Here is a 3,720-nt window from a genome sequence, read left to right on the forward strand (position 1 = left end):
GCGGAAGGTGTTCCACGCCATCTGCTACGATCCCCTTACGTCGGCCGTCCTCAGCCTTGAAGAGATCAAAGCGATGGTGTCCGAGATGTTCGAGGCCAACCGCGACTGGCTGCCGCAGTTCAAGGGGTTGGAGAGCTAGAAGGCTTCCGCAATCGTTCGCTGTGCGGCCAGGCGTCCGGGCCTGGCCGCACAGCGCCGTTTCACTGGCGTCACCGGGTTGATCGGCCGTGAGATGGCTCACGGCTGCGGGGTTCTCCGGGGACATTTGTCCCCTGTGCGTCGTGCCGGCGAAGTGCCGCGAGAGTCGGGCGTTGAGGTGTGGAAGCAAGGATCGACCCGGAGATGTTCTCCGGGTTGCCGTCTCCAGTCGAATCCGACGTCCGTCGAGGATGCCTGTCTGAGGCGCACGCGCCTGTCGGGACATTCTGCAGTTCAACTCCTGCAAGATCAGGTACAATGCTCTCCAAAGCAATGGATTATCCTCTCAAGCTAATCGAGACGGAAGAGGGCTTTGCGGTGTGCTGCCCCGCGCTGCCCGGCTGCTGGTCCCAGGGACGTACCGAAGCGGAGGCGCTCGAGAACATCCGCGACGCCATCGCCGAGTATCTGGCCGCTCGCGCCGAGCTTCGGGAAGGTGAGCAGATGCGGTATGTAACGGTAGGCTGAGCATTGCCCCGCCTTCCCGGGATCAGCCATCAGAGGGCAATCCGTGCCTTCCGCAAGGCAGGGTTCCACGTGGTGAGTCAGGGGAAGCAAATCATTCTGGCGAAGGAAGGCCTGATGCTGAGTATCCCGCGGGGCAACCCCATTGATGCCGTCACGATGGGCGGGATTATCACCGACGCCGGCATGTCCGTCGAGCAGTTCAAGAAGCTGCTGTAGCCACAGGTTGCCCCGTATTGGTAGTTCGCCACCGGGACCGGAAGCGCAGCCCTCCATCCCAGCGCAACTGGGCGGTGGGCTGAGGTGTGCTGAATAACGGGAAGCAGAGGCGTAGCGATGGAATGGATTGTCCTGAAAAGAGGGCGTGACGTTGATGAGGACATGGCCGCGGACGTTGACTTTGTGTCGCTGCTGAAGGCGCGTGACATCCACTATGTGTCTCTCGCGATCCCGGGCCTCAATGTTGTCAGCGCCTGTGTCGAATTTGCCGGCGGTTTCGATGTTGGACGACGGAACGACTTGATGCTTCGCGTGCACCGCGCCAAAGAAACGGGAACACTGTATCCGCAAGCGAACATCACGCTTCTGCCATCGCCCACAGCGAGCTACGGCGGTCTCGACCATTCCATCTGTGAATCGGCGTGCAATAATGACCCATCTGAGGGCATGATCGGCGTCGAAAACTGACCCACCTCAGCTAACGCTCCGATCTCTCTGGTATGACCTGGAGAGAGGAGTACTCTGAAGGGAGATGCTGATTGTGGAGACGATACGGAAGATTCGCTGTGCGTACCAGCGAGATGGGAAATCGATCCGTCAGATTGCGCGTGACTTGCGCTTGTCGCGCAACACGGTGAAGAAGGTGCTTCGTGGGGAGGCGACTGAGTTCACCTATTCCCGGGCGACGCAGCCTCTGCCTAAGCTTGGTCCGTATGAGGATTCGCTGCTCGGGATGCTTTCCTCGGACGCAGACAAGCCCCGTCGCGAGAGGCGGACGGCGATGGGGCTCTTCGCGCAGTTGCAGCGAGAGGGCTATGAGGGGGGCTATGACAGCGTTCGCCGCTACGTAAAGAAGTGGCGGGAGTGCACATCCCAGGCTGCTGTTGGCGCCTACATCCCGCAGTCATTCGAGCCAGGCGAGGCGTACCAGTTCGACTGGAGTCATGAGTTCGTCGATCTGGGCGGTGCTGTGGTCAAGGTCAAGGTGGCGCACTTTCGGCTGTGCTACAGCCGGATGCCTTTTTGCGTGGCGTATCATCGCGAATCTCTGGAGATGGTGCTCGACGCGCACATCAGAGCGTTCGAGTTCTTCGGCGGCAGTTGCCGCCGCGGTATCTACGACAACCTCAAGACCGTTGTGACCAAGGTTCTGCTTGGCAAGGATCGTCTATTCAACCCTCGCTTCTGCCAGGTTGCCTCTCATTATCTGGTGGAGCCCGTCGCCTGCACGCCGGCCGCCGGTTGGGAGAAAGGTCAGGTCGAGAACCAGGTAAGCTTTATGCGGGGCCGGGTCTTCGTGCCTCGTGTGAAATGCGCCGGCCTTTCGGAGTTGAACAGGTATCTGGCCGACCGGTGCCGGACACTGGCGGCTGGTCATCGGCATCCCGAGATGAAGGACCGCACGGTCGCCGAGGTGTTCGCCGAGGAGCAGAGCCGACTGGTGCTGGTCGGCACAGCCTTTGACGGCTTCAAGGAGACTGCTGTTCGTGTATCGAGCACATCGCTGGTGAGCTATGACAGCAATCGCTACAGCGTCGATTCCTCGGCGGTTGGCCGGACGGTGATGCTTCGTGCTTATGCTGACCGTGTGAGAGTAGTGAACGACGGGGTGATTATCGCGGAGCACCCGCGCTTGTTCGGCCGTCACGGGGTAAGCTACGATCCGTGGCACTATGTGTCGGTTCTGGAGCGCAAACCGGGAGCTTTGAGGAACGGAGCGCCGTTCAAGGACTGGGACTTGCCTGCGCCTCTTGCGGGGATGCGTGAGGCGCTTGGCACGAAGTCCGATGGCGACCGGCAGTTTGTCGGCATCCTCGGCACGATAGGCGCCTATGGGCTTGAAGCTGTCGCGGCTGCCTGTGCTGAGGCGCTTGCAGCGAAGACCCCGAGCCGTGATGTGGTCCTCAACATCCTCTCGCGAGTCGGCGATGATGACGAGCCAGCGTTCCCGGCCGCCGAGCATTTGCCGGCCCTTGCCAGGGAGCCTCTTGCGGACTGCGGCCGGTATGACGTTTTGCTCTCAGGAGGTGAGCGGCATGCTTAGGGACAGGCTCACTGAAGCGATGAATGAGCTTCACCTGCACGGCATGCGCTCTGTTCTCGACGAGATCCTGTCGGCAGGCATAAAGCAGCGCCATACCCCGGAGAGGCTGCTATTGGACCTTCTCGAGGCGGAGCGCGCCGAGCGCACCGCCCGCAGCATTCGATACAGGCTGGGGATAGCCAGGTTTCCAGTGGACAAGGACCTGGACAGCTTCGCGTTCGGCGCATCGCCTGTGAACGAGACTCAGGTGCGCTCGCTGTATGCCGGCAGCTTCCTTTCGAATGGCAACAACATCCTGCTTGTCGGCGGCACCGGAACTGGCAAGACGCACCTGGCCATCGCCATCGCCAGACACCTGATAAAGCAGGGCCGGCGGGGCCGATACTTCAACGTCGTCGATCTCGTGAACTGCCTTGAAACTGAGAAGCTCTCAGGACGGGGAGGAAAGCTCGCCGACAGCCTGGTGCGGCTCGATCTGGTGGTGCTCGATGAACTGGGCTATCTGCCGTTCTCGAAAAGCGGCGGGCAACTCCTGTTTCATCTGATCTCCAAGCTCTACGAGCGCACGTCGCTTATCATCACGACCAACCTGACATTCGGCGAGTGGCCCCAGGTCTTCGGGGACTCCAAGATGACAACCGCACTGCTCGACCGGGTCACCCACCACTGCGAGATCATAGAAACAGGCAACGACAGCTGGAGGATAAAGACCAGAAACACAATGCCAGAATGACCCAGAGAGGCGGGTCAATATTCGACGCCGATGGTGGGTCAATATTCAGTGCCGGTTGACA

General features: G+C 60.5%; 5 protein-coding genes. All 5 read left to right on the forward strand.

Features of this window, described 5'->3' with window-relative positions; genetic code table 11:
* Positions 1 to 471 precede the first annotated feature (471 nt).
* The 5 genes from KA354_25205 to istB all read left to right on the forward strand — a co-directional run bounded on the left by KA354_25205 (position 472) and on the right by istB (position 3,659).
* A complete protein-coding gene (locus KA354_25205) occupies positions 472 to 666 on the forward strand; it encodes a type II toxin-antitoxin system HicB family antitoxin (protein ID MBP7937947.1) in 195 nt (64 codons plus the stop codon).
* A 3-nt stretch (positions 667 to 669) separates the two neighbouring features.
* Positions 670 to 882: a hypothetical protein gene (locus tag KA354_25210; GenBank protein ID MBP7937948.1), complete on the forward strand. Its 213-nt coding sequence runs from the start codon at positions 670 to 672 to the stop codon at positions 880 to 882.
* Positions 883 to 999: 117 nt separating this feature from the next.
* A complete protein-coding gene (locus tag KA354_25215; GenBank protein MBP7937949.1) occupies positions 1,000 to 1,350 on the forward strand; it encodes a hypothetical protein in 351 nt (116 codons plus the stop codon).
* Between the two features lie 64 nt (positions 1,351 to 1,414).
* A complete protein-coding gene (istA, locus tag KA354_25220) occupies positions 1,415 to 2,926 on the forward strand; it encodes an IS21 family transposase (GenBank protein MBP7937950.1) in 1,512 nt (503 codons plus the stop codon).
* Entirely contained in the window at positions 2,919 to 3,659 is a 741-nt protein-coding gene (istB, locus tag KA354_25225; GenBank protein MBP7937951.1) for an IS21-like element helper ATPase IstB, read from the forward strand. Before istA ends, istB begins: the two co-directional genes overlap by 8 nt.
* Positions 3,660 to 3,720 lie beyond the last annotated feature (61 nt).

It is taken from the genome of Phycisphaerae bacterium, assembly GCA_018003015.1.
Taxonomy (GTDB): domain Bacteria; phylum Planctomycetota; class Phycisphaerae; order UBA1845; family PWPN01; genus JAGNEZ01.

Coding starts and splice junctions, on each gene's coding strand:
- KA354_25205 (MBP7937947.1), top strand. CDS start 472: ATGGATTATCCTCTCAAGCTAATCGAGACGGAAGAGGGCTTTGCGGTG.
- KA354_25215 (MBP7937949.1), top strand. CDS start 1,000: ATGGAATGGATTGTCCTGAAAAGAGGGCGTGACGTTGATGAGGACATG.
- istA (MBP7937950.1), top strand. CDS start 1,415: ATGCTGATTGTGGAGACGATACGGAAGATTCGCTGTGCGTACCAGCGA.
- istB (MBP7937951.1), top strand. CDS start 2,919: ATGCTTAGGGACAGGCTCACTGAAGCGATGAATGAGCTTCACCTGCAC.